The 20,715-nt window shown below is 66.0% G+C and carries 21 protein-coding genes, 1 tRNA gene and 1 pseudogene; 9 read left to right on the forward strand and 14 right to left on the reverse strand.

What is annotated here, in order from left to right; all coding sequences use genetic code 11:
* Positions 1 to 12: 12 nt before the first annotated feature.
* The 3 genes from BXU08_RS05275 to hemB are packed head-to-tail and all read right to left on the reverse strand — an operon-like array spanning position 13 to position 2,077.
* Positions 13 to 567 carry a GNAT family N-acetyltransferase gene (locus BXU08_RS05275; RefSeq protein WP_077509133.1) on the reverse strand — a complete coding sequence of 185 codons (555 nt, stop codon included), beginning with the start codon at positions 565 to 567 and terminating at the stop codon, positions 13 to 15.
* Positions 564 to 1,094, reverse strand: coding sequence for a GNAT family N-acetyltransferase (locus BXU08_RS05280; RefSeq protein ID WP_077509134.1), 531 nt, complete (start codon positions 1,092 to 1,094; stop codon positions 564 to 566). The genes BXU08_RS05275 and BXU08_RS05280 overlap by 4 nt, the downstream gene beginning before the upstream one ends.
* Positions 1,091 to 2,077 carry a porphobilinogen synthase gene (hemB, locus tag BXU08_RS05285; RefSeq protein ID WP_077509135.1) on the reverse strand — a complete coding sequence of 329 codons (987 nt, stop codon included), beginning with the start codon at positions 2,075 to 2,077 and terminating at the stop codon, positions 1,091 to 1,093. Before hemB ends, BXU08_RS05280 begins: the two co-directional genes overlap by 4 nt.
* Positions 2,078 to 2,180: 103 nt before the next feature.
* On the opposite strand from hemB, the gene BXU08_RS05290 reads away from it, so the two are divergent.
* Positions 2,181 to 3,041, forward strand: coding sequence for a diacylglycerol kinase family protein (locus BXU08_RS05290; protein ID WP_077509136.1), 861 nt, complete (start codon positions 2,181 to 2,183; stop codon positions 3,039 to 3,041).
* 175 nt (positions 3,042 to 3,216) lie between these two features.
* On the opposite strand, the gene BXU08_RS05295 is transcribed toward BXU08_RS05290, so the two are convergent.
* From BXU08_RS05295 to BXU08_RS05315, 5 genes are read right to left on the reverse strand one after another with little or no spacing between them, the layout of a single operon-like run.
* Positions 3,217 to 6,075 carry a valine--tRNA ligase gene (locus BXU08_RS05295; protein WP_077509137.1) on the reverse strand — a complete coding sequence of 953 codons (2,859 nt, stop codon included), beginning with the start codon at positions 6,073 to 6,075 and terminating at the stop codon, positions 3,217 to 3,219.
* 47 nt (positions 6,076 to 6,122) lie between these two features.
* The gene (locus BXU08_RS05300; RefSeq protein WP_077509138.1) at positions 6,123 to 8,168 is read right to left on the reverse strand and encodes a S9 family peptidase; all 2,046 of its coding nucleotides are present in this window, start codon (positions 8,166 to 8,168) and stop codon (positions 6,123 to 6,125) included.
* Positions 8,169 to 8,226: 58 nt separating this feature from the next.
* Positions 8,227 to 8,745: a DUF2497 domain-containing protein gene (locus BXU08_RS05305; protein ID WP_077509139.1), complete on the reverse strand. Its 519-nt coding sequence runs from the start codon at positions 8,743 to 8,745 to the stop codon at positions 8,227 to 8,229.
* A gap of 35 nt (positions 8,746 to 8,780) precedes the next feature.
* Positions 8,781 to 10,367, reverse strand: a complete 1,587-nt coding sequence (locus BXU08_RS05310; RefSeq protein ID WP_077509140.1) for a TolC family outer membrane protein — start codon at positions 10,365 to 10,367, stop codon at positions 8,781 to 8,783.
* A gap of 16 nt (positions 10,368 to 10,383) precedes the next feature.
* Complete coding sequence (locus BXU08_RS05315) at positions 10,384 to 11,067, reverse strand: protein-L-isoaspartate O-methyltransferase (RefSeq protein ID WP_150125420.1); 684 nt, start codon at positions 11,065 to 11,067, stop codon at positions 10,384 to 10,386.
* A 162-nt stretch (positions 11,068 to 11,229) separates the two neighbouring features.
* On the opposite strand from BXU08_RS05315, the gene BXU08_RS05320 reads away from it, so the two are divergent.
* Positions 11,230 to 11,303: transfer RNA gene (locus BXU08_RS05320), tRNA-Cys, on the forward strand.
* A gap of 72 nt (positions 11,304 to 11,375) precedes the next feature.
* Here BXU08_RS05320 and BXU08_RS05325 read toward each other — a convergent pair.
* Positions 11,376 to 11,753 carry a glycine zipper 2TM domain-containing protein gene (locus BXU08_RS05325; protein WP_077509141.1) on the reverse strand — a complete coding sequence of 126 codons (378 nt, stop codon included), beginning with the start codon at positions 11,751 to 11,753 and terminating at the stop codon, positions 11,376 to 11,378.
* Between the two features lie 217 nt (positions 11,754 to 11,970).
* On the opposite strand from BXU08_RS05325, the gene BXU08_RS05330 reads away from it, so the two are divergent.
* Together BXU08_RS05330 and BXU08_RS05335 are read left to right on the forward strand one after the other, a co-directional pair.
* Positions 11,971 to 12,189, forward strand: coding sequence for a hypothetical protein (locus tag BXU08_RS05330; protein WP_077509142.1), 219 nt, complete (start codon positions 11,971 to 11,973; stop codon positions 12,187 to 12,189).
* 60 nt (positions 12,190 to 12,249) lie between these two features.
* Positions 12,250 to 12,516, forward strand: a complete 267-nt coding sequence (locus tag BXU08_RS05335) for a hypothetical protein (protein WP_077509143.1) — start codon at positions 12,250 to 12,252, stop codon at positions 12,514 to 12,516.
* Between the two features lie 45 nt (positions 12,517 to 12,561).
* On the opposite strand, the gene BXU08_RS05340 is transcribed toward BXU08_RS05335, so the two are convergent.
* Positions 12,562 to 13,356, reverse strand: a complete 795-nt coding sequence (locus BXU08_RS05340) for an SDR family oxidoreductase (protein ID WP_077509144.1) — start codon at positions 13,354 to 13,356, stop codon at positions 12,562 to 12,564.
* Between the two features lie 168 nt (positions 13,357 to 13,524).
* Here BXU08_RS05340 and BXU08_RS20500 point away from each other — a divergent pair, with 168 nt between their 5' ends.
* Entirely contained in the window at positions 13,525 to 13,623 is a 99-nt protein-coding gene (locus BXU08_RS20500) for a hypothetical protein (RefSeq protein WP_366926582.1), read from the forward strand.
* A gap of 146 nt (positions 13,624 to 13,769) precedes the next feature.
* Here BXU08_RS20500 and BXU08_RS05345 read toward each other — a convergent pair.
* From BXU08_RS05345 to BXU08_RS19780, 3 genes and pseudogenes are all read right to left on the reverse strand, one after another.
* Positions 13,770 to 14,552: pseudogene (locus BXU08_RS05345) on the reverse strand (alcohol dehydrogenase catalytic domain-containing protein); the annotation flags it as partial.
* A 122-nt stretch (positions 14,553 to 14,674) separates the two neighbouring features.
* Positions 14,675 to 15,223, reverse strand: a complete 549-nt coding sequence (locus tag BXU08_RS05350) for an SRPBCC family protein (RefSeq protein ID WP_077509146.1) — start codon at positions 15,221 to 15,223, stop codon at positions 14,675 to 14,677.
* Between the two features lie 10 nt (positions 15,224 to 15,233).
* Complete coding sequence (locus BXU08_RS19780) at positions 15,234 to 15,392, reverse strand: hypothetical protein (protein WP_171982430.1); 159 nt, start codon at positions 15,390 to 15,392, stop codon at positions 15,234 to 15,236.
* Between the two features lie 258 nt (positions 15,393 to 15,650).
* Between BXU08_RS19780 and cysS the strand changes: the two genes are divergently transcribed.
* From cysS to BXU08_RS05365, 3 genes are all read left to right on the forward strand, one after another.
* Positions 15,651 to 17,105 carry a cysteine--tRNA ligase gene (gene cysS / locus BXU08_RS05355; protein ID WP_077509147.1) on the forward strand — a complete coding sequence of 485 codons (1,455 nt, stop codon included), beginning with the start codon at positions 15,651 to 15,653 and terminating at the stop codon, positions 17,103 to 17,105.
* 137 nt (positions 17,106 to 17,242) lie between these two features.
* Positions 17,243 to 17,692: a TM2 domain-containing protein gene (locus BXU08_RS05360; protein WP_077509148.1), complete on the forward strand. Its 450-nt coding sequence runs from the start codon at positions 17,243 to 17,245 to the stop codon at positions 17,690 to 17,692.
* Entirely contained in the window at positions 17,692 to 18,627 is a 936-nt protein-coding gene (locus tag BXU08_RS05365) for an NAD(P)-dependent oxidoreductase (RefSeq protein ID WP_077509149.1), read from the forward strand. Before BXU08_RS05360 ends, BXU08_RS05365 begins: the two co-directional genes overlap by 1 nt.
* Here BXU08_RS05365 and BXU08_RS05370 read toward each other — a convergent pair.
* Positions 18,621 to 18,944, reverse strand: a complete 324-nt coding sequence (locus tag BXU08_RS05370) for a hypothetical protein (protein WP_077509150.1) — start codon at positions 18,942 to 18,944, stop codon at positions 18,621 to 18,623. The two genes, BXU08_RS05365 and BXU08_RS05370, sit on opposite strands and share 7 nt — an antisense overlap.
* A gap of 124 nt (positions 18,945 to 19,068) precedes the next feature.
* Here BXU08_RS05370 and BXU08_RS05375 point away from each other — a divergent pair, with 124 nt between their 5' ends.
* Complete coding sequence (locus tag BXU08_RS05375; RefSeq protein ID WP_077509151.1) at positions 19,069 to 20,652, forward strand: class II 3-deoxy-7-phosphoheptulonate synthase; 1,584 nt, start codon at positions 19,069 to 19,071, stop codon at positions 20,650 to 20,652.
* The last annotated feature ends 63 nt before the right edge of the window (positions 20,653 to 20,715 follow it).

A 20,715-nucleotide genomic window follows, 5' to 3' on the forward strand; every position in this document is an offset into this window, starting at 1 on the left:
TTCGCGGCCGGCTTAATTCCGTCCGGTTTCGCCGGGCTTAACCGCGCCGCGCGCGATGCGATAGGTGACGTGTGGCCGCAACCGCTCGATCGCCTTGGGATGGTCGAAGTCGTCCTGCGGCGCACGGACCATGCCCAGCCGCTTCATCAGCCCCCAGCTGCGGACATTGCCGACGGTGGTGATTGCGGCAATCCCGGCTATGTCGAGGTTCGCCCAGCCCCAATCCAGGCTCGCCTGCGCCGCCTCGCGGGCATAGCCCTTGCCCCAATATTCGTGCGCGAGCCGCCAGCCGATCTCGATCTCGCCTTCGATCGGAGTCTCCTCGGCGCCGGGCTTGAGCCCGCAAAAGCCCAGGAAAGCGCCGTCAGCACGCCGCTCGACTGCCCAGAAGGTAAAGCCATTGGCGACGAGAATGCGCGTCATCCGGTCGATCATCGCATCGGTCTCGTCGCGCCACAGCACGGGCCCGAGCGTTGCCATCACCCGTTCGTCCTGCCCCATCGCATGAAAGGGCTCGCGGTCGGAGTCGCGCCAGCCGCGCAGGATCAGGCGTTCGGTCTCGATCATGCCGGCCGGTCGATGGCAAAGGTGACGGTAGGGCGAAGCGTATGCCCCTCGGGAAAGCTCGCGCTCATATAATCACCTTCGGCGAGCCGGTGCATCCCCAGCCGCTCCATCAGCGCCTGGCTCTTGAGGTTCACTGACGAGGTGATCGCGTAGATCCGGTCCTCTGCTATCCGGCTCCAGGCATCGGCCAGTACCGCCTGCATCGCTTCGCGAGCATAGCCGTGGCGCCACCACGGCAAATCGACGATCCAGCCCGCCTCGATCGCGCCGGCAATCGGCATATGCGCTTCGCCCCGCTTGAGCCCGCAAAAACCGACCAATGCGCCATCCTCGCGCCGCTCGACAGCCAGGAAACCCAGTCCCTCGCTGCGCAGCCGATCATGCTTGGCGATCACGCCGTCCGCGGCTGCTTCGTCGAGGCCCGGAAACAGCTGCGCCATCAATATCTGATTGGTGAACATCGCCACCAGCCCGTCGCGGTCGCGGGGCTCGGGCACTCGGAGGATCAGGCGCTCCGTCCTGATCACGCGCCCAGCAGCCGCGCGGCGAGCGGCGCATGATAGGTCAGCACGCCCGAGGTTCCGGCGCGCTTGAACGCCATCAGCGTCTCCAGCACCAACGCCTCGCGCTCCCCCGCCCCGGCCGCCGCCGCCGCCTCGATCATCGCATATTCGCCCGACACCTGATATGCGAACACAGGCACTTCGAAGGCATTCTTCACACGCACTATGATGTCGAGATACGGCAGTCCCGGCTTGACCATCACGCTGTCGGCGCCCTCGGCAATGTCGAGAGCGACCTCGCGCAGCGCTTCCTCGGCATTGGCCGGGTCCATCTGATAGGTCTTCTTGTCGCCCTTGAGCAGCCCGCGGCTGCCGACGGCGTCGCGGAACGGGCCGTAGAACGCACTGGCATATTTGGCGGCGTAGGCCATGATCTGGACGTTTACGTGCCCATTGGCCTCCAGCGCCGATCGGATCAGCCCCACGCGCCCGTCCATCATGTCCGAAGGCGCGACGATGTCCGCCCCCGCCTCGGCCTGGACCAGCGCCTGGTCGGTCAGCACCGCCGACGTCTCGTCGTTGATCACATAGCCCGCGGCATCGACGATCCCGTCATGGCCGTGGCTGGTATAGGGATCGAGCGCGACATCGGTGAGCACGCCGATATCGGGCACGGCATCCTTGATCGCCCGGATCGCGCGGCACATCAGATTGTCGGGATTGAGCGCCTCGCGTCCATCGTCGCTGCGCAACCCGGCCGGCGTGTTGGGAAACAGCGCGATGCAGGGAATGCCCAGCGCCGCGGCTTCCTTCGCCCGTTCGGCTATCGCCTTGACCGACCAGCGCGACACTCCGGGGAGTGAGCCGATCGGCTCCTCCTCGCTGCCTTCGGTGACGAACAGCGGCCAGATCAGGTCGGCGGGGGTGAGGACGGTTTCGGCGTGCATCCGCCGGCTCCACGCGGCAGCGCGGGTGCGGCGAAGGCGGAGCGCAGGGTACTGACTCATGCCGGCCCGTTTGAGGGATCATGTAGCCATGCGCAAGCGTTACACCTCTGAAACGTCCCGGAGTGCTCCCTGCTTGTCCAAGCCCCAAATCCGCTCCGCCGCGATGATCGTCAACGCCAAGTCCCGGCGCGGGCAGGATCTGTTCGAGCAGGCGTGCAGCCTGATGAAGGGCCTGCCCTTCCCGGTCGACGCGCATGCCGTCGAGGAGCCCGACCAGCTCGAACCGACTCTGAAGAGGGCGCTGGCCGCCAAGCCCGATCTCGTCATCCTGGGCGGCGGCGACGGGACGATCAGCGGACTGGTCGATTTCCTCACCGGCACCGGCGCCGCGCTCGCGGTGCTCCCGCTCGGAACCGCCAACAGCTTTGCGCGCTCGCTGGGCATTCCGCTCGACATTCCCGGCGCGATCGATGTGATCGCCAAGGGCGAGCTACGCCGGATCGATCTAGGCATGATCGACAATGATTATTTCGCCAATTGCGCGTCGATGGGCCTCTCGCCGCAGATCGCGGAGAACATCCCCTCGGGCCTCAAGCGCTGGTTCGGCCGCGCCGGCTATCTCGGCTGGGCGGCGTATGAATTCACGCGCTTCCACCCCTTCACGCTGATCGTCGGAGAAGGCGCGGAGGAGAAGCGGCTGCGCGTCGTCGAAGTCCGCATCGCCAATGGCCGCTTCCACGGCGGCACCGAGCTGATCGACGAAGCCAGCGTCGACAGCGGCGAGATCGTCGTCCAGGCGGTCCAGGGCCATGCCCGCCGCCGTCTGGCCCGCAACTGGCTCAACAGCGTCCTGCGCCGCGAGGCCCGCCACGAGGACACGATCAACTTCACCGGCAAGTCACTTCGCATCGCCACCGAACCGCCGCTGCCGGTATCGATCGACGGCGAGGTGCTGGCGCACACCCCGGTCACCGCCCGCATCGCGGCAGCAGTGATTGACGTCATGGTGCCGAGAGCAAGCTAGGTCCACTTTCCTCTCCCCGTGGGAGAGGTAGCGCAGCTTGGCAGCTTGCTGCCTAGCGAAGCTGGGTGAGGGTTTGCCGCTCTCGATAGGGTGATCCCCTCACCCAGCTTCGACTAAGCCTCTGCTTCGCAGAGACCAAGTCTGCGCAACCCTCTCCCGACGGGAGAGGGAAGTGTCACCCCAGCCGCGTCAGCGCCGCCGACAGCCGCTCGGCCTCGGCCGCCTTTTCGGCATGGTCCGCCCGCGCCTTCTCGACAGCCTCGGGCTTGGCCCGCTCAACGAAGCTCGGATTGTTGAGACGACCGGCAAGCCCGTCACGCTCCTTCTCCGCCGCCGCGATCGCCTTGGTCAGCCGCGCACGCTCGGCTTCGAGATCGACCACGCCCGAGAGAGGCGCATATGCAGTCAGGCCTTCCGCGCTAACCGACATCGAACCCGCAGCAAGGTCGGCCCGTATGACCGCCTCTTCGACCGAGTTCGTAAGATATGTGGGCTTGACCTTCGCCAGCCGCTCAATTGCGGCACTATTGCGAAACAAGCGGCCCCGAACTTCTACACTAACCGAATCATCTTCAACATAGAGAATGAGTAGCGTACCCGGCGGCACATTCAGCTCCGTCCGCGCCGCACGGATCTCGCTCACCAGCCGGATCAGCCAGTCGATCTCCTGCGCCGCCGCCGGATCGAGCGCCCGGGCATCCGCCATCGGCCATTTGGCGACGATGATCTCATGATCGCGCGTGCCCATCTTCGACCACAGCTCTTCGGTGATGAACGGCATGAACGGGTGGAGCATCACCAGGATCTGATCGAGCACCCAGCCCGCCACCGCGCGGGTCTCATCGGCACCGGCGCCCGTCGCGGGCACACTACCCTCGCCCTGGATCACCGGCTTGATCAGCTCGAGATACCAGTCGCAGAAGCGGCTCCAGGTGAACTGGTAGATCGTGTTCGCCGCCTCGTCGAAGCGCAGGTCCGCCAGCGCAAGGTCGAGCGCCTGCACCGTCGCAACGGTCTCAGCGATGATCCAGCGATTGACCGCAAGCTCGGCCGCGGGCGGCTCGAGCGTGGTGCTCGCGCCGATCCCGTTCGACTGGGCGAAGCGCGCCGCGTTCCACAGCTTGGTCGCGAAGTTGCGATAGCCCTCGATGCGGCGCTCATCCATCTTAATGTCGCGGCCCTGGCTTTCCATCGCCGCCATGAAGAAGCGTAGCGCGTCGGCGCCATATTGGTCGATCAGCCCGAGCGGATTGACGACATTGCCCTTGGACTTGGACATCTTCTGCCCGTCCGCGGCGCGCACCAAACCGTGGAGATACAGCGTCTTGAAGGGCACTTCCTTCATGAAGTGCAAGCCCTGCATCATCATCCGCGCATCCCAGAAGAACAGGATGTCGAAGCCCGAGATCAGCACGTCATTGGGATAGCGGCCGAGCGCTTTCACGTCCTCGTCGGGCCAGCCCATCGTCGCGAACGGCCAGAGGGCAGAGGAGAACCACGTGTCGAGGACGTCGGGATCTTGGCGGAGAACCACTGTATCGGCGTCGACAGGATTCGACCCAACATTTTGGGCAGTCCCAATCCACCCGACAATCTCGTTTCCGGCCCGGAAATTCTCGCTGTTCTGAAAGACAACCTTCAGCTTCCTGCCCGATTCCTGCTCGTAGTGGGCGAGCGCGAGGCGTCCCGCCTGTTCCTCATCCTCTGCGACGAATGGAAGATCGTCCGGCCCAAACCAAGCCGGAATCCGGTGCCCCCACCAAAGCTGCCGGCTCACGCACCAAGGCTGGATGTTCTCCATCCAGTTGAAGTACGTCTTCTCCCAGCTCTTCGGCACGATCCTGGTCGCGCCCGATCGCACCGCCTCGATCGCCGGCTTCGCCAGCGTCGCGGCGTCGACATACCATTGGTCGGTCAGCCACGGCTCGATCACCACGCCCGAGCGGTCGCCATAGGGCGTCTGGATCGTGCGCGGCTCGGAATCATGTGCCTCGCCATCCTTGTCGACATGCGGCACGAGGAAGCCCTCGTCCTTGAGCCGCTGGACGACCAACTTGCGCGCCTCGAACCGGTCGAGCCCGAGCAGTTCCGCCGGGATCAGTCCATCGCTGGTCTGGGTAATCTGCGCCTTGGCGTCGAGCATGTTGAGCATGTCGCGCGCCTCGATCCCGGCGCGGCGGCCGACTTCGAAATCGTTGAAGTCGTGCCCCGGCGTGATCTTGACTGCGCCCGAACCCAGTTCGGGATCGGCATGGTCGTCGGTGAGGATCGGGATCAGCCGCCCGGTGATCGGCAGCCGCACCTTCTTGCCGACCAGCGCGGCATAGCGCTCGTCGCTGGCATTCACCGCCACCGCCATGTCGGCGAGCATCGTCTCGGGCCGCGTGGTGGCGACCTGGATGAATCCGCTGCCGTCCTCGAGCGGATAGCGCAGATGCCAGAAATTGCCCTTGATCTCGCGCGTCTCGACCTCGAGGTCCGAGATCGCGGTGCCGAGGCCCGGATCCCAGTTCACCAGCCGCTTGTCGCGATAGATCAGCCCCTGCTTGTGCAGCTCGACGAACACCTTGAGGACCGCTTTCGAGAAGCCCTCGTCCATCGTGAAGCGCTCGTTCGCCCAGTCCATCGAGCAGCCGAGCCGGCGGAGCTGCTGGGTGATCTCGCCCCCGCTCTCTTCCTTCCACTCCCACACCTTCGCGACAAATTCCTCGCGCGTGAAGTCGGTGCGCTTGCTGCCCGCGGCGTTGAGCTGCCGCTCGACCACCATTTGCGTGGCGATGCCGGCATGATCGGTCCCGACCACCCAGCGCGCATCCTTGCCCTTCAGCCGGGCATGACGGACCAGAATGTCCTGCAGCGTGTTGTCGAGCGCATGCCCGATATGCAGGCTGCCCGTCACGTTGGGCGGCGGATTGACCAAAGTCCACGGATCGGCGCCGGGCCGCTCGGGGGCGAACAGGCCCTTGGTCTCCCAATGGCCGTACCAGCGGGATTCGATTTCGGCGGGGTCGAAGGTCTTGGGAAGCTCGGTCATGCGCGGGCTTTAGCCAGAGCGCCGCGACACGTCACCCCCCGAGCGGATTACTGCGCCGGCTTGGTATATTTCCCCAGCCACCCCAGCACTTCGCCATACCATTGCATGCTGTTCTTCGGCTTGAGCACCCAATGGTTCTCGTCGGGGAAGACCACCAGCCGCGACGGGATCTCGCGCCGCTGGAGCGCCGTGAAGCTCGCCAGCCCCTGAGTATAGGGGATGCGGAAATCCTTCTCGCCGGTGATCACCAGCATCGGGGTCTTCCACTTGGCGACATGGTGAACCGGGTTCCACTTCTCGAATGCCTCGGGGTCCTCGAAATAGGCTTTGCCCCCGTGCTCCCACTCGTCGAACCACAATTCTTCGGTCTCATAGGCCATCGCCCGCGCATCGAACACGCCGTCATGCTGGACGAGGCATTTGAACCGGTCGGGCCATTGCCCCGCGATCCAGTTCATCATGTAGCCGCCGTACGAGGCCCCCAGCGCGCAGGCATTGTCGCCGTCCAGATAGGCGAACTTGTCCGTCGCCGCCTTAAGGCCCTTTTGCAGGTCCTCGAGCGGCCAGCCGCCCCAATTGTTGCGGATCGCGTCGGTGAAGGCCTGGCCGTAGCCGGTCGAGCCGTGGAAATCGACCGACACCACGGCATAGCCCGCGCCGGCGAACACCGCAGGGTTCCAGCGGTACGACCAGCTGTTGTTGCTCGATCCCTGCGGTCCGCCATGGACAACGAACGCAATCGGCGCCTTCGCACCCTGGGCGAGGCTGGCGGGCTTCACTGCATAGCCCCAGACCGTGTCGTTGTTCGCGCCGGTGAAGCTGAAACGCTCGACCTTGGGCAAGTCGATCCCCGCCAGCCTGGCTGCGTTGACCGAGGTCAGCCGCTCGGCCTTCTTGCCGCTCAGCCGGTAGAAATCGTCGGGCGCGGTCAGGCTGTTCATGCTGAACACCACGCCGTTCTTCGTCGGCACCACGGCCGAGACGACGCCCTCCTGCGTCAGCCGGGTCACCTTGCCGCTCTTCGCATCGACTCTGAAGATCGGCTCTTCCTGGGTATCCTGCGCAGTCACATAGAGCGACTTGCCGTCGGGCGCCCAGGCGATCGAGGCGACCGAACGGTCCCAGTCCTGCGTCAGCGCGCGTACTTGCCCGCTGGCGAGGTCGCGCAGCATCAGCACCTGGCGATCGGCTTCGTAGGTTGCCCGCGCCATCGCGAAATACGCCAGCCACTTGCCGTCGGGCGACACGGTCGGAAGGTTGTCGGTGCCGTCATTGTCGGCAGTCAGGTTGACCGGCGCCGCCGATCCGTCGGCAGGCGCGGCGAAGATGTCGAGATTGGTCGACGTCGCCTCGATCCGCCCGGCCTCGCGCAGTGCGAAATAGACGGTCTTGCCATCGGGGCTCCACGCCAGTTCCTCGCCGCCGCCGAACGGCTTGGACGGCGTATCTCCGATCAAGTCTCCGCCGATTGCGACGCCATTGCCGGTCGCGCCGTCGGCCCCGAACGGCAGCACGAACAGCTGCGAGCGGTCGCCATTGGCCCAGGCATCCCAATGTCGCACGAACAGCTGGTCATAGGTCCGGCCCGAACCGGCATTGGCGTCCTTCTTGACCTGGGGCAGCTCGAGGCTCGGCGCGCCGGGCTTGCGATCGGCCCAGACGAGCAGCCTGTCGCCGGTCGGCGCGACCTTGAACCCGCTGAACCCGCCGGGGATCCGGCTCAGCTGCGTCGCCGCCCCGCCGGTGACCGGCACGCCCCACACGGCATCCTCGCCGCCCTTGTCGGACTGGAAATACACCGTCGCGCCGTCCTTCGAGAATTGCGGCCCGGTCTCGTTGACCTCCGCCTCGGCGACCAGCTTCTCGGGCACCGCGCCCTTCCGGCCCAGATCGAGCCGCCACAGATCATAGCGCCCGCGATTGGCCGCGAGATCGGTTTCGCGCTGCTGCCAGACCAGCCATTTGCCGTCGGGCGACACCGCGGGTCCGCCCACGCGCGACAGCGAGGCGACATCCTGGATGGTAAGGTCCCGCGCCAGAGCCGGCACAGCAGCGGAAGCGAGCGCGACGCCCGCGAGCAGGAAATGCTTCATGGGCGGAGATAAGCAGATGGTAGCGAACGATACAATCGCCCGCCCGCATGAGAAGGAATTAGTTCCGCCCGGTGATCCGGGTGATCTCGCGGGCGACCATCGTCTCGACGATCTGCGGCAGGTTGGCGTCGAGCCAGTCGCGCAGCATCGGCTTGATCAGTTCGCGCACCAGCCCTTCGAGCGTGTCCGATCCCGCAACCTCTGGCTTCACCACCATCCGCGACAGCGCTTCGAGCGGTCCGCGCGTTGCCTCGACGGCACGTTCGGACAGGATCGGGTCGACTCGCTTCTCGCGGACTGGCGAAGCAGGCGCCTCTACCGGTGCCGCCGCGACCGGAGCAGGCGCGTCCTGGAGCTCTTCCTCGAGCTGATCGCTCAGCTCGAGAACCTCGTCCTCCTGCTCGTCCTCAGCCTCTTCGGCCTCGATTCGCGGTGCACGTGCGGTGGAGGTCGTCGCCGGACCGGTCCGGCCACGGCGGGTACGCGAAGCCACCGCCGCATCGCCTTCCTCGGCGATGATGCGTTTGATCGACGAGAGGATCTCCTCCATCGACGGCTCGGTACTGATATCCCCCATAGCCGACACGTCTCCTGTGGCTGACCGTGGTTAATTCAGGGATTTCTGGGCGTGGTGTCAACCGATCGCTGCAACAAAGGATCCAGCGGCGCCGCGGTCACCGTCGCGCCCTGCGCCGGCGTACCGAGAGTCGGCGTGCTGGTGCCCGTCGGCGTGGGGTCGTCGCTCCAGTCGCCCCAGCGGCCGCGGACGCGCTCGTAATTGGCGGCCGGATCGTAGAGCGGCCCGCCGTCGAGCCCGAGATCCTTGGCCTCCGCACGCCCCATCGACGCCAGCATCGTGAAGCCCGCAACATAGGCGTCGCGCTCGGCCGTCACGTAATTGACCTGCGAATTGAGCAATTCCTGCTCGGCATTGAGGATGTCGAGGATCGTGCGCGTACCGACGCTGTTCTCGGCACGGACGCCCTCCAGGCTCAACCGGTTGGCCTCGACTGCGACGCGATTCGATTCGATCACGCGCAGCGCGCCCTGGTACGATGCGAAGGTCGATCGCGCCTGCGCGATCACGCCGCGCTCGGTGAGTGTCACGCCTTCGATCGCCGCTGCCTGGCGTGCCTGTGCCTGGCGGACCTGCGCCGCGGGGCGGCCGCCCTGGAAGATCGGCAGCGTCACCTGCGCGCCGACCGTGGTCGCGAAGCCGTCGCCCTGGAGCCCCGAGGTTGCCGCCTGGCTGCCGACCGAGCCGAGATAGTTATAGTAATCGCCACCCACGCCGACGCTGACCTGCGGCAGGCGACCGGCGCGCGCGACGCTGACGTCGTAGCGCGAAGCGTCCCGCGCCAGCTTGGCGGCTTCGAGGAACGGATTATTTGCGAGCGCCGTCTGCTCCGCAACGACCACATCGTCGGGCAGATTGGGCAGTGCCGGCGGTGCGGCGAGCACGCCGGGGGGTACGCCGATCACGCGGATATAATTCTCACGGCTGCCGATCAGCCGTGCCTCGGCCGTGCGCAGCTGGCTCTGCGCCAGCGCGAGTCGCGCCTCGGACTGGGCGACGTCGGTGCGGGTCAGATCGCCGACTTCGAACCGGTCGCGCGTCGCCTGGAGGTTGACCTCGAGCACGCGGCTATTCTGCTGGTTGAGCCGGACGATTGCCTCGTCGCGAAGCACGTCGACATAGACAGTGACCGCCTGGGTGAAGATATCCGATTCAGCGCCGCGCAGATTGGCCTGCCCCGCCTCGACTCGCGTCTCGGCCGCGCGCACCGAATTGCGCACCGCGCCGCCGTTGAACACCGGCACCGACAGGTCTAGTCCCAGCCGTCCGTTCCGGCTCGGCCCGAAGGTCGCGTCGGTATCGTACAGGCTGTTGCTGAGCGATCCGGTCGAACTCACGCCCGGCCGCCCCTGCGACCGCGCGATCGGGACATTCTCGTCATTGGCGCGCTGGTTGGCGCGCTCCCCGGCAAGGTCGGGATTGGTCTTGTACGCCTGGACCAGGGCCTCGCGCAGGTTCGTCGTCGGCTGCGCGGCCGGAGCCAGCGCCGAAGGCGCCGTTTGGGGAGCGGTCTGGACCGTCACTGGAGTCGACGTGCCGGTACGCGTCGTCGTGGTCTGCGCGGCAGCAGGCACGGCGAGCGCGGTCAGGCTCACGCCCAGGAGCAGGGAAGTCAGTCGCATCAATCTCTTCTTCTGGTCAGAAGGTGAAGGTCCGTAGGCGTCGGAAACCTGGCAGTTCGGTGCATTCGATGTCGATAAAGTCCATGAGGCCGAAGCCCCCTTCGGTACGCCGCCCGGCCGCGAGCCGGGTTACACCCCGGTCGACCACGCCGCTGAGGACGCGCCCGCCGGGCTTCACTTGCGCGATCAGCGCCTCGGGCAGTTCTTCCACTGCGCCGTCGATGATGAGCAGGTCATAGGGTCCGCCTGCCGCCCAGCCGGCATTCAGCGGCCCCTGGACGATCTCTACCTTGGGCTCGCCGGCAAGCGCGCCGCGCGCGATCGCGACCAGCGACTCCTCTTCCTCCAGCGCGACCACCGACCTGGCGAGCCGCGCGAGCACCGCCGCGGCATAGCCGCCCGCGGATCCGACCAGCAGGACGTGATCGTCGGCGCGCACCTGCGCCTCGGTCAGCAGCCGCCCGGTGGCGAGCGGCGAATTATGGTGGCGCCCGCCGACCAGCGGAAGCAGCGTGTCGCGATAGGCGAGCGCATGCTGTTCGGGCGGCAGGAAGGTTTCGCGCGGCACGCGGGCCATCGCTTCGACGACGCGCGAGTCACTCACCGCGTTGGTACGCAGCTGGCTCGCGACCATCGCATGACGCATCGCCTCGAAGCGGTTTGCTTCGACGGGCGTGGGATCGACCGAAAGGGTCATCATAACTCCGGCTTTCTCGCACAACCGTATTAGTTGCGCAATACACTTGTTGCTATCGCTGCGCTTCTATCGCGCTGCGGCGTCGCCGCCAAGCGAGGCTGCGCTCATTTTGAAACTATGTTGACATGGGCCCACCCCTCGCGCATCTCGCCGCCTCGCTTCCGAGGCCCGATGGCGGAGTGGTGACGTAGAGGACTGCAAATCCTCGCACCCGGGTTCGATTCCCGGTCGGGCCTCCAGCGTTTTCCAATAGATACGCAAAAAAGGCGCCCGCTTCGCAGCGGACGCCCTTCCTGTCGTGGGATATTGGCTTAGCGGCGACCGCGGCAGTTGCCGCCATCGACTTCGCGGCCGAGCAATGCGCCTGCACCTGCGCCGATGATCGTGCCGGTGGTGCTGCGGCCGCGATACGAATTGCCGCGGCCAATCTCGCCACCCAGCAAGCCGCCGGCGACTGCGCCGAGGATCGTGCCGGTGGTGCCGCTGCTGCAGCGACGGTAATTGTCGCGATAGCGGTTGCCGCGATAGTTGCGGCGATACTCGCGGCGGTCGTCGCGATAGCCGCGGCCGTCGCGGTAATCGCGCTCATAATAGCCGCGGCCATAATCCTGCGCGGCGGCGGGGGTGGCGGCCATGCCGCCGATGGTGACGGTCGCGGCGAGCGCGGCAGTGAACAAAGACTTGATCATTTCATCCTCCTTCGGGGGCCGATGCCTCCACATGCCGACTCTTTTGCCACGCCGCAGATGGTGCGAGCCTGAATGCGTCCGTTAGCCGCCGTTCATCCGCTGTGGTTTTCGCGTCACTCGACCGCGGAAAAGCACGCCTCGTCGCCGCCGTTTCGAGCCGGGGGCGGAACAAGCGAGGATATTTGTCGGTTTTCACCGGGATAAAGGGAGACGACGCATGTATGATTTCGGCCTCCGCCAGGCGCACAGCGGCTATCGCATCGCCTATCGCCCGCAGGAAACCAATCACTGTCCCGGATGTGGGCGATCGCACTGGATGATCGGCCGGATGACCGCCGAATGCGCGTTCTGCGGCACCGCGCTGCCGCTCGTCGCGGGCGGGAGTTCGGGCAATGGCGTGCTGCGCCCGCGCACCGCCCCGGCGCTCGCCGCCTGACAGGAACGCGGGTGTGCGGGAGGCGTTGCATGTTGCGAGACCCGCGACAGGAGCCTGTGCATGACCGATATTTCCGTCACTTCACCGATCGAGCGAATCGCCCGCGTGATCGCGGCGGAGGCGCTCAGCATCAATGGCGACGGACAGGACCCCAGCGTGGGCGGCGCAGTCGATGCCGTCTGGGAAGCCGAGATCGGCCGCGCGACCGCGGTACTCCGCACGCTGCGCGAACCGACTGCCGAGATGGTCGAGGCCGGCCGCGCTGCCGGCAGCGATCCCGCCGAGATCTGGAACGCGATGGTCCGCTCCGCGATCGCCGGCGAATAAACCCCGGAAAGGTCCTCTCCCCGCTTACGGGGAGAGGAAGCCTGGTCAGAGCCCGCCGCGGCTCTCGCCTTCGTCATTGGGCTTGGCCATGCCGGTGTGCATTTTGGCATTGATCGTGTCGGGCGTGATGTGGCTCAGCGCCGCCTGCAGCTTGTTGACGAAGCCCGAGACGACATGCGGCTTCCGACCCGTCATCGCATCCCAGCCGTCCTGCGCGACCTTGGCCGGATCGGCCTTGTCCGATTCGCCCACTGGCGTGTCGAGCATCCCCGCGCGGCGGAAGAACTCGGTCTCGGTCGGCCCGGGCATCAGCACCGTCACATTGACGTTGGTGTCCTTGATCTCCTCGCGCAGCGCATAGGCCAGGCTGTCGAGATACGCCTTGGTGCCGTTATACACCGCCTGCCACGCGCCCGGGATCAGCCCGGCGATCGATCCGGTGATCAGCACATTGCCCGAATCGCGCTCCACCATCTGGCGGAGCACCTTCTGGAGCAGATAGGTGGTGCCGACGACATTGGTGTCGATCACCCGGCGCCAGTCGGCGACGTCCTGCACCAGGAACCCCTCGCCCAGCCCGAGCCCGGCATTGGCGACGAGCACGTCGATCGGCCGTCCGCCCACTGCCGCGAGCAACTGGTCGTTGCCCTCGAAGCTCGAAAGATCGGCCTGCACCGACGTCACATTGGCGCCATTGCCCTTGAGCTCGCCCGCCGCCGCATCGATCTGCGCCTCGTCGGCGACGACGATCAGGTCATAGCCCTCGCGCACGGCGATCTTCGCGATTTCCTTGCCGATGCCGGTCGAGGCCCCGGTGATCACTGCCAGTTTGTTCGCCATTTTCTGTCTCCTCAGGCCAGTTCGAGGCCGGGCTTGAGCACCACCTTGGTGCAGCTGTCCTGTTCGTCATGGAACATCTTGTAGCCGTCGGGCGCCTGTTCGAGCGGCAGCCGGTGCGAGATCAGGAACGTCGTATCCAGCTCGCCATTGCCGATCATCTCGAGCAGCTTGGGCAGGTATTTCTGCACATGGGTCTGCCCGGTCTTCACCTGCAGTCCCTTCTCCATCAGTGCGCCGAACGGGAATTTGTCGAGGAAGCCGCCATAGACGCCGGGGACCGAGACGCGCCCGCCCTTGCGGCAGGCGAGGATCGCCTGGCGCAGCGCATGCGGCCGATCGGTGCCGAGAAAGGTCGACGCCTTGATCTGGTCGATCACATTATCGGCGAAGAAGCCGTGTGCCTCGAGCCCGACTGCGTCGATCACGGCGTCGGGGCCGATCCCGCCGGTCATCTCCATCAGCGCATGATAGGTGTCGGTCTGCTCGAAGTTGATCGTCTCGGCGCCGAACCCCGCGGCGAGCGATAGCCGGTGCGGGAAATGATCGATCGCGATCACCCGGTGCGCACCGAGCTTGAACGCCGATTGCACCGCGAACAGCCCGACCGGGCCGCAGCCCCACACCGCTACCGTGTCGCCAGGTTCGATGTCGGCATTCTCCGCCGCCATCCAGCCGGTCGGCAGGATGTCCGACAGGAACAGTACCTTGTCGTCCTCAAGCCCGTCGGGGATCACGATCGGGCCGACATCGGAAAAGGGCACGCGGACATATTCGGCCTGCCCGCCGGGATAGCCGCCGGTCAGATGGGTATAGCCGAACAGCGCCGACATCGGCTCGCCGTACATCGTCTGGCCCAGATCCTGATTGTCGGCCGGATTGCCGTTGTCGCACGCCGAGAATTGCGCCTTCGAGCAATGGAAGCAGCTGCCGCACGAGATGGTGAAGGGCACCACTACGCGCTGGCCCTTCCTCAGCGTCGATTTCGGCCCGACATCGACGACTTCGCCCATGAATTCATGGCCGAGGATGTCGCCCTTTTCGAGCGTCGGGATATAGGAATCGTAGAGGTGGAGATCCGATCCGCAGATCGCCGTCGAGGTGATCTTGATGATCGCGTCGCGTGGATTGAGCAGTTCGGGATCGGGGACGGTGTCCATCCGCACGTCATGCTTGCCGTGCCAGGTGAGTGCGCGCATTCGAAATTCCTTCTTTGCCGGGAACGGCCAACGTTCCGTTCGGGCTGAGCTTGTCGAAGCCGGCTATCGGTCGCGCCCCTGCCCTTCGACGGGCTCGGGACGAACGGAAGCCGGACGGAGCATCACGAATAGGCTTCGCGGTTCGGCGGCGTCGTCGTGGCGATCTCGCCGGTTTCCATCAATTGCTTGAAGCGCCGCAGGTCGCGCATCGACTGGATCTGCGGCTCCTTCTGCGTGAATGTCGCGATCAGCTTGCCGACCACGCCGGCGGGCGGATCATAGGCCAGCACCGCGCGCACATAGGTGCCGTGGCCCGGCGGGCCGTCGCGAAACTCGATGCGGCCGCTATTCTTGATGTCGCCTTCGGCTTCCCACGCGATCAGCGTGCCCGGCACGTCCTCGGTGACCACCGAGTCCCATTCATAATCGCCGTTCGGGCCCTTCACCTTCCAGTGCGAGCGCGTGCGATCGAGCACGGTGATCTGCTCGATATTGTGCATGAAGGTCGCGAGGTTCGCGAAGTCGCGCCAATAGGCATACAGCTCCTCGCGCGGTCGCATGATCGAAACGGTGTGGCCCCATACGGTGCCCTCGCCGCCGGCGGCTTCGCTCTTCTGCAGGTCGCTGTCCTTCGAAACATAGGACGGCGCATCGTCGCGTACATCGCTCATGCCGAGCTCCTCAATTCTGTTCGTGGCGTTCGGGATAATCCTCGGGCGTCGCCTCGCCCTGGTTCTTCACCGCCTGGCGGCTTTCGTTCTGCAGCGCTTCGTTCTCGTCGTTTTCGAGCGATGGACCTTCAGTCCCCGCACCGCCTCTGGACAGATCTTTGCCGGACATGACATCTCCTCTCCGGAAGCGAGCGCGCTCGCTATCCAATTGATATAAATCAGTGTTTTCAGTCTTCGCATCCCGCGGATGCTTCGCGTTGCTCAACCCACAGCGATCAAGGGCGTTCCCCCCTTTATTCCCGTCCCTGTCAGGGCGGGGTTAGGGGTGGGTCAGCAAAGGCGAGGCTCGATGCGTCTTTGCTTTGCGTGCGAAGCGTCCCCCGGCCCCTAGCTTGCAGGGAGGGGAGCAGATGGTATTGCGATCCGCATGTCCGCCACACTCACGCTCTACAATTCGCTCACCCGCAGCCTCGAGCCGTTCGCCCCGCTCGACCCTGAAAAGGGCGTGCGCGTCTATTCGTGCGGCCCGACGGTCTATAATTACGCGCATCTCGGAAACCTGCGCGCCTATGTCTTCACCGACACGCTGAGCCGGGTCCTGACGTGGAAGGGCTATGCGCTCACCCATGTCATCAACATCACCGATGTCGGCCATCTGACCAGCGACGCCGATGCCGGCGACGACAAGATGGAGGCCGCCGCCAGGGCCCAGGCGAAGAGCATCTGGGACGTCGCCGCGCATTACACCGCGGCGTTCAAGCAGAACATCGCCGACCTCAACATCCGCCAGCCCAGCCGCTGGTCGGTCGCCACCGATCATATCGAGGCGATGATCGATTTCGCCAAGCAGATCGCCCCCGAGCATTGCTACGAACTCGACAGCGGCCTCTATTTCGACACCAGCACGGTCGCCGATTACGGCCGCCTCGCCGGCACGCAGGACGATGTTCGCGAAGGCCGGATCGATCCGGTCGCCGGCAAGCGCCACGCGCAGGATTTCGCGATCTGGCGCAAATCGCCCCCGGGCGAGCGGCGCCAGATGGAGTGGGACTCGCCCTGGGGCAAAGGCGCGCCCGGCTGGCATCTCGAATGCTCGGTGATGAGCCTCAAATATCTCGGCGCGCCGTTCGACATCCACACCGGCGGGATCGATCACCGCGAGATCCATCACCCCAACGAGATCGCCCAGAACCAGGCGTATTGCGGCTGCAACGACACCGGCGCGCATTTCTGGATGCACAACAATTTCCTGGTCGATCGCCAGGGCAAGATGAGCAAGTCGAAGGGCGGCTTCACCACGCTCCAGTCGCTGATCGACGCGGGCGTGCACCCCCTCGCCTATCGCCTGCTCTGCCTCCAGGCGCATTATCGCAGCGAATTGGAGTTCAGCGCAGAGAACCTCGCCGCGGCACTCACCCGGCTGAAGCGGCTGGTGATGACCGTCCGCAAAATCCTCCCCGAACTCGCCTCGGGGGCGGGAACCAGCGAAGCTGCACAGGACGCGGAGGCCGTTCGCCCCTGGCTCGATCGTCTCGACGAAGCCGTCTCCGACGATCTCAATACGTCCCGTGCGCTGCCGATCCTCGACGAGCTTCTCGCCGACAAGCGCCTTTCCCCGGAAGACAAGGCCGCCGCGCTCGCCGAATTCGACAAGGTCCTCGGGCTGAACCTCCTCACTCTCACCCGCGAGGAACTTCGCGTCCGCCCGGCGAGCGCCACCCTCACCCCGGAAGAAATCAGCGACCGCCTCGTCGAGCGCCAGCAGGCGCGCGTGGTGAAGGACTTCCAGCGCTCCGACACGATCCGCGACGAACTCGCCGCCGCCGGCGTCGAGGTCATGGACGGTGACCCCCTGGGCTGGGACTGGAAGCCCAGCCTCTAGGACCTACGCGCGCTCCAATCCCAAGCCGTCACCCCGGCCTTGTGCCGGGGTGACGAATTGCGGTCGATCCATGCAACGCCCCCTTGCCTCCCGCCCCCCGCATCCGCCAGAACGCCCGGCAACACGGGAGGGCAAGAATGCGCGGACAGGTACTGGGCGTCGATCGCACCAGCGGCGAGGGCCAGATTTCGGGCGAGGACGGCCAGCGTTACTGCTTCCGCCCGGGCGACTGGAGCGACGAGCGTGGCCCTGCGGTCGGCGTGCGCATCGATTTCGCGACCGAGGGAAACCGCGCGATGCGGATCTTCCGGCTGCCCGATTCGGATACCGCCTCGGTCGCCCATCGCCAGCCGCCCGCCAACGATCGCAACAAATATGTCGCCGCGTTGCTCGCCTTCTTCCTCGGCACGCTCGGCATCCACCGCTTCTATCTCGGCCGCAACGGCACCGGGGTGCTGATGATCGTGATTTCGATCACCGTGGTCGGGCTGGTCATCACCGGCCTGTGGGCGCTGATCGACACGGTGCGCTATCTCGTCATGTCCGACGCCGAGTTCGAACACCGCTACGCCCGCCGCTTCGCCTGATGAAGGCCGTCCTCCCCGCCCTCGCGCGTCCGCTGGTCGAGCCGCATCTGCCCGCGGGACTGGACGTCCATTGGTTCGCCTCGGCCGAGGAAGCCGAAGCGATGGTCGCCGACGCGGACATCGGCTGGGTCGACATCAATCGCCCGCCCGAATGGGCCCGTGCGGTGGCAGCCGGCAAGCGGCTCAAATGGCTGTCGACCATCTATGCCGGGCTCGACCGGCTCGACACCGAACAGCTTCGCGCCCGTGGCACGCGCGTCACCAATGGTAGCGGCGTCAATGCCCACACCGTAGCCGAATATGCGGTGATGGGCGCGCTCGTCGCCGCCAAGCGCTACGACCAGGTCGTCCGCATCGCCGACACCTGTGAATGGCCGTTCGACGCGCCGGGCAAGCTCGAGCTGTTCGAAACCAGCGCGCTGGTGATCGGCTACGGCACGATCGGCCGGCTGATCGGCGAGCGCCTCGCCGGCTTCGGCGTCACCGTCACCGGCGTCACCCGCACCGGCGCGCCCGGCACGATCGGTCCCGACGCCTGGCGCGACCGCCTCTCCGAATTCGACTGGATCTTCCTTTCCGCCCCCGCCACCGACACCAGCCGTGCGATGATCGGCGAGACAGAACTCCGCGCGATGAAGCCCTCCGCCTGGCTCATCAACGTCGGCCGCGGCGAGCTGATCGACCAGGACGCCCTCCTCGAGGCGACCACCAAGCGCCGCATCGCCGGCGCCTTCCTCGACACAGTGACTCCCGAGCCACTCCCGCCCGAGCATCCGCTGTGGACCGCGCCCAACATCCTCCATTCGATGCACCTGTCGGGCCGCAGCCAGACCCGCATGTTCGTCCGCGCCGCCAACCTGTTCGTCGAGAACCTCCACGCCTTCCTGGAGGGCCGCCCGCTCCAGAACGAAGTCGACCTCGCAGCCGGCTACTGACCGGGCTTCGGCATCGCCAGCAGCTTGTCCCAGAACGCGTCGTTGAGCAGCGCTTCCATCGTCTTGCCGTCGCTGCGGTCGTCGGGGCAGCCCGCCTGATACGAGAAGGTCCGCGCCGCCATCTCGTCGCTTACCTCGCGGGCAAATTCGGGCCCCAGCCGCCGGGTCAGCACCACCAGCATCGCCCGCGCCGCCTCCGATCCCCATAGCGACCGCGGATCTGGGACATATTCATGGTCGTCGGCATCCTCGCTGTCCGCGTCGAACACGAACTCGTTGTCGAGGTCCTCGTCCAGATCGATGGGCAACGCGTCCATGGGCGATCTCCTTGTTGCTGCACCAACGCGAAGCAACGCGGTTCGCTCCGTCCGGAAACATTTACCCGCGCCGGGTAATTTATTCCCTTGCCAGCCTTTACCCCACGGGGGTAAGGCCTTCGCCATGACCACGCTCGCAGGCTCCAAGATTCGCCGGTTCCGTGAGGAACGCGCCCTTTCCCGCGCCGCTTTCGGCGCCTGGTTCGACACGCCGGGCTCGACCGTGCAGGGCTGGGAGGAAGACGGCAAGCGCGCCTCCGCGGCCGTGCTCAACCAGATCGCCGCCAACGGCATCGCGCATCATCAGGACTGGTACGTCCCCATCCGCAACCTGGAGCAACCCATGGGCTGGACCCCGGACAGCTGGACCAAGGCCGAGGCCCGCCAGCTCCCCAATTACCCCGACAGGCAAGCGCTCGACGCCGCGACCACCCAGATCGCATCCTACCCCCCGCTGGTCTTCGCCGGCGAGGCGCGCGAGCTCACCACCGAGCTCGCCAAGGTCTCGCGCGGCGAGGCATTCCTGCTCCAGGGCGGCGACTGCGCCGAGAGCTTCGCCGAGTTCCACCCCAACAACATCCGCGACACCTTCCGCGTCATCCTCCAGATGGCGGTCGTCCTCACCTTCGCGTCGAAGCTCCCCACGGTGAAGCTCGGCCGCATGGCCGGCCAGTTCGCCAAGCCGCGCAGCGCCGATACCGAAGTGATCAACGGCGTCGAGCTCCCCAGCTACCGCGGCGACAACGTCAACGACATCGCCTTCACCCCCGAGAGCCGCATCCCCGATCCACAGCGCATGGTGCAGGGCTACAGCCAGTCCGCCGCGACGCTCAACCTGCTGCGCGCCTTCGCCACCGGCGGCTATGCCAATCTCCACCAGGTGCACAAATGGACGCTCGACTTCATGGGCCGCAGCCCGTGGTCGAAGAAGTTCGCCGACGTCGCCGACCGCATCGGCGAGTCGCTCGATTTCATGGAGGCGTGCGGCATCAACCCCGACACCGTCCCCCAATTGAAGGGCACCCAATTCTACACCAGCCACGAGGCGCTGCTCCTCCCCTATGAGCAGGCGCTCACCCGGCAGGACAGCCTCACCGGCGACTGGTACGATACCAGCGCGCACTTCCTGTGGATCGGCGACCGCACTCGCTTCGAGAACAGCGCGCATGTCGAGTTCCTGCGCGGCATCGGCAATCCGATCGGGATGAAGTGCGGCCCCAGCCTCGAGCCCGACGCGCTGCTGCGCCTGCTCGACACGCTCAACCCCGGCCGCGTTCCCGGCCGCATGACGCTGATCACCCGCTACGGGCACGACAAGATCGAGAAGGGCCTCCCCGCTCTGGTCCGCGCGGTCAAGCGCGAGGGGCATCCGGTGGTGTGGAGCTGCGACCCGATGCACGGCAACGTCGTCAAGGCCGCCAACGGGTACAAGACCCGCCCCTTCGAGCGCATCCTCGCCGAAGTCCGCGGCTTCTTCGCCGTCCACCGCGCCGAGGGCACTTTCGCCGGCGGCATCCACGCCGAGATGACCGGCCAGAACGTCACCGAATGCACCGGCGGCGCGATCGACGTCACCGAGCAATCGCTGGCGGATCGCTACCACACGCATTGCGACCCGCGGCTGAACGCGGGGCAGAGTCTGGAGCTGGCGTTCCTGCTGGCGGAGATGCTCAATGCGGAGATGGCCGAGCGACGGAAGGCGGCTTAAGGCGGAGGCGGCATATTTTAGCGCGAGCTAAAAGATGACTCGCCGAACGCCCGGCAGCGGGTC

The organism is Sphingomonas sp. LM7 (assembly GCF_002002925.1).
In the GTDB taxonomy this organism is placed as follows: Bacteria; Pseudomonadota; Alphaproteobacteria; order Sphingomonadales; family Sphingomonadaceae; genus Sphingomonas.